3 protein-coding genes are annotated in these 3,543 nt (G+C 70.0%); all 3 read right to left on the minus strand.

Going from position 1 to position 3,543, the window contains the following annotated elements; all coding sequences use genetic code 11:
* Positions 1-41 precede the first annotated feature (41 nt).
* Positions 42-857, minus strand: a complete 816-nt coding sequence (locus G6018_RS01925; RefSeq protein ID WP_179525882.1) for a mycofactocin-coupled SDR family oxidoreductase — start codon at positions 855-857, stop codon at positions 42-44.
* Between the two features lie 61 nt (positions 858-918).
* Positions 919-2,142 (minus strand): pre-mycofactocin synthase MftD, encoded by a 1,224-nt coding sequence (gene mftD, locus G6018_RS01930; RefSeq protein ID WP_182610384.1) that lies wholly within the window; start codon positions 2,140-2,142, stop codon positions 919-921.
* Between the two features lie 54 nt (positions 2,143-2,196).
* Positions 2,197-3,429, minus strand: coding sequence for a mycofactocin radical SAM maturase (gene mftC / locus G6018_RS01935; protein WP_179525884.1), 1,233 nt, complete (start codon positions 3,427-3,429; stop codon positions 2,197-2,199).
* Positions 3,430-3,543 lie beyond the last annotated feature (114 nt).

Genomic DNA, 3,543 nt, shown 5'->3' on the forward strand with positions numbered 1-3,543 from the left:
GGTGGCGCCGAGCGGCAGCACCGCCAGGACGGGCTCGATGGTCAGACCTTGATCGCGCCCATGTCGACGGTGAACGTCGACGCGGTGATGGTGCGGGAGGCGTCCGAGGCCAGGAACAGCACCGAGTCGGAGATGTCGTCCGTGGTGGCCATGCCCATCCCCAGGATCGGCGTGAAGTGCGGGAGGAACTGGGGCATGTTGGTGAACACGTCGTGGGCCGCCGGGTCGTCGGCACCCATGGGGGTCAGCACGCCGTAGGGGTGGATCGTGTTGACGCGGATCCGGTGCTCACCGAGCTCCTTGGCCGCGGTCTGCGCGAGGCCCACCACGCCGTACTTGGAGGCCGAGTAGGGCGACTGGACCGGCATGGCCTTGAGTCCGGCGACGGAGCTCACCAGGACGATCGATCCACCGTTGTCCGCCGCGAGCATGTGCGGGATGGTGGCCTTGAGGGTCTTCCAGTACCCCGTGAGGTTGATGTCGATCGTGTCCTGCCACTGCTGCTCGTCGATCTCCCAGACCTTGCCCCAGTTGCAGATGCCGGCGTTGGCGATCACCACGTCCAGACGGCCGCCGAACTGCTCGACCCCGCGGGCGACCAGGTCCTGCTGGAACGCCAGGTCGCGGACGTCGCCGATCTCGGCGAGGATCTCCCCGCCCTCCGCGCGGACCTTCTCGACCGTCTGCGCGAGGTCGTCCTCGGTGGCCGCCTTGTAGCCGACGTGCTCGGACGGCGAGGCGCACAGGTCCAGTCCGATGACACTGGCACCCTCCCGGGCGAAACGGATGGCGTGCTTGCGGCCCTGGCCGCGGGCGATGCCGGTGATGTAGACGACCTTGCCGTCGAAGTCTCCCATGGACTGTGGTTCCTTTTCCTCTACGGACGTAACAGGGAGGCCCGGCGGACCGCCCACCGGGTCACTCTCCCAGGCGACGCATGAACCCGTCGGGGATCACGTAGTCATCCCTGGTGAGCTCCGAGATCGAGGACTTGCTCAACCCGATCAGGCTGGAGTCCAGGCCCGAGCGCAGGACGTCCAGGACGTTCTCCACGCCGGCCTGGCCGTTGGCGCCCAGGCCCCACAGGTACGCGCGGCCGATCATCACGGCGCGGGCGCCCAGGGCGAGCGCCTTGGCCACGTCCGAACCGCGCCGGATCCCGCCGTCCATCAGCACCTCGACCTGACCGTCGACGGCGTCGACGATCGGTGCGAGGCAGCGGATCGAGGCCGGGGTGCCGTCGAGGTTGTTGCCACCGTGGTTGGAGACCGAGATCGCGCTGACGCCTGCGTCGACCGCACGCCGGGCGTCGTCGATGCGGGTGATGCCCTTGAGCATGACCGGCCCGTCGTAGTTGTCCACGACCCACGCGATGTCCTCCCACGTGGCCGGCGGGGTACCCATCCACTCGCCGTAGGCGCCGAAGAAGGTCGGACCCATCTCGCCCTGGTGCACGAGGTTCGGCGTGGTCAGGTCGGGGAAACGCTTGTTGGTCACCACGTCACGCGCCCACTCGGCGGCCCAGCGCGGACGCACCGCGATCTCCGGGGCGAGGGTGAGCATCGCCTTGGCGTCGAGCTTCTCCGGGATGGTCGGACTGCCCCAGTCGCGCCCCATGGAGAACGACCAGTCGGTGGTGAGGATGACGCCCGCGGCGCCGGCGGCCTTGGCCCGCTCGAGGCGCTCGAGGACCTTCTCCTTGCCGCCGAGCCAGTACACCTGGAAGAAGGTCTGCGGGTTCGCGGCGATGACCTCCTCGATCGGCTTGGAGGCGAAGGAGCTCAGTCCCATCGCGGTGCCGCGCGCGGCGGCCGCGCGGGCCACGTCGACCTCACCGTCCGGGGTCACGGCCTGGACCCCGGTCGGCGAGATCATCACCGGGAGGCTGATCGGCTGCCCCATCACAGTGGTGGCCATGTCCCGCTCGGCCTTGGCCCCGATCACGTGCGGCTTGGGACCCAGCTCGGCGAACGCGGCCGTGTTGTCGTCGATCGTCACGCCCTGCTCACTGCCGGCCACCAGCGCCATGTAGACGCTCCGGGGCAGCTTCTTCTTGGCGCGGCGCTGGGCCTCGGCGACCGATTCGAACCAGGGGTTGCGGCGCCAGGGGTTGGCCTCGGCGATCTTCGACAGGCGTGACACGGGAGAGGGCTCCTTCGGGGGAGGACGTGGGCGGTGGCGGGTCGGCCGGCCGACTCAGACGGGGGACTCGTCGCACAGGCTGGTGGGCCTGCGCGGCGGGGTGGTGACGAGGGTCAGCGGGACCGGGCCGGTGGGCTGCTTGCGCGCCGCCAGCCCCTTGACCCGGGAGTGGTCCTGTGACGGCGAGGGGATGCTGCGCTCGGCCGCGAGCAGTCCCTCGCCGTACCCCTGGACGCACTCCGGGTCCGGCCCGTCCATGGGCAGGCCGGTGAAGAACTTGGCCGCCATGCAGCCGCCGCGGCAGCTGTCGTAGAAGTTGCAGGACGCGCAGGCCCCGGCCGACTGGGGCTCACGCAGCTCGCGGAAGAGCTCCGAGGTCTGCCAGACGCTCTCGAAGCCGCCGTCGGAGACGATGTTGCCGGCGAGGAACTCCTCGTGGATCGCGAACGGGCAGGCGTAGACGTCCCCGATCGGGTCGATGAGGCACACCACGCGGCCCGCGCCGCAGAGGTTCAGGCCGGGCAGCGAGCCCTGGCCGTCGCCGAAGGCCGACAGGTGGAAGAAGCTGTCACCGGTGAGGACGTTCGACCCGTGCTCGACCAGCCAGTCGTAGAGGTCCTTCTGCTGCTCGGGGAGCGGGTGGAGGTCGTCCCACACGTCCGCCCCGCGGCCGGAGGGGCGCAGGCGGGTGATGCGAAGGGTGGCGTCGTACTTGTCCGCCAGGGCCTTGAACTCGTCCAGCTGGGTCACGTTCTCGCGGGTGACCACCACCGAGATCTTGGCGTCGGTGAAGCCGGCGTTCTTGAGGTTCTCGAGGGCACGGACCGCCATGTCAAACGAGCCCGGGCCGCGGACCGCGTCGTTGACCTCGGCGGTGGCACCGTCGATGGAGATCTGCACGTCGACGTAGTCGCTCGCGGCCAGGCGCTGCGCCACCTTCTCGTCGATGCGCACGCCGTTGGTGGAGAACTTCACGCCCACCTGGTGGCTGGTCGCGTAGTCGACGAGCTCCCAGAAGTCGGGGCGGACGGTGGGCTCGCCACCGCCGATGTTCACGTAGAAGACCTGCATGCGCTGCAGCTCGTCGATGATCGCCTTGCACTGCTCGGTGCTCAGCTCGCGGGGGTCGCGCTTGCCCGAGGAGCTCAGGCAGTGCACGCACGCGAGGTTGCAGGCGTAGGTGAGCTCCCAGGTCAGACAGATGGGGGCGTCGAGGCCGCGCTCGAACTGGTCCACGAGGCGGCCGACGGGGGCGGGGGCCGCCGGGCGGCTGAGCGTGCTGGTCATGAGGTCTCCTCGATCATGCGCGAGGCGGCGAGCTGGCCGAGCGCGTGCAGGTACAGGCGGGCGGTCCCGGGGTCGTCGATCGGTACACCGGCGGCCGCGCAGGCGGCGCGGGCG

Source organism: Dietzia sp. DQ11-44, assembly GCF_014145205.1.
In the GTDB taxonomy this organism is placed as follows: Bacteria; Actinomycetota; Actinomycetes; order Mycobacteriales; family Mycobacteriaceae; genus Dietzia; species Dietzia natronolimnaea.

Excerpts from the sequence above, each read along its gene's own strand:
- G6018_RS01925 (WP_179525882.1), bottom strand. The coding sequence starts at position 857 with ATGGGAGACTTCGACGGCAAGGTCGTCTACATCACCGGCATCGCCCGC.
- mftC (WP_179525884.1), bottom strand. The coding sequence starts at position 3,429 with ATGACCAGCACGCTCAGCCGCCCGGCGGCCCCCGCCCCCGTCGGCCGC.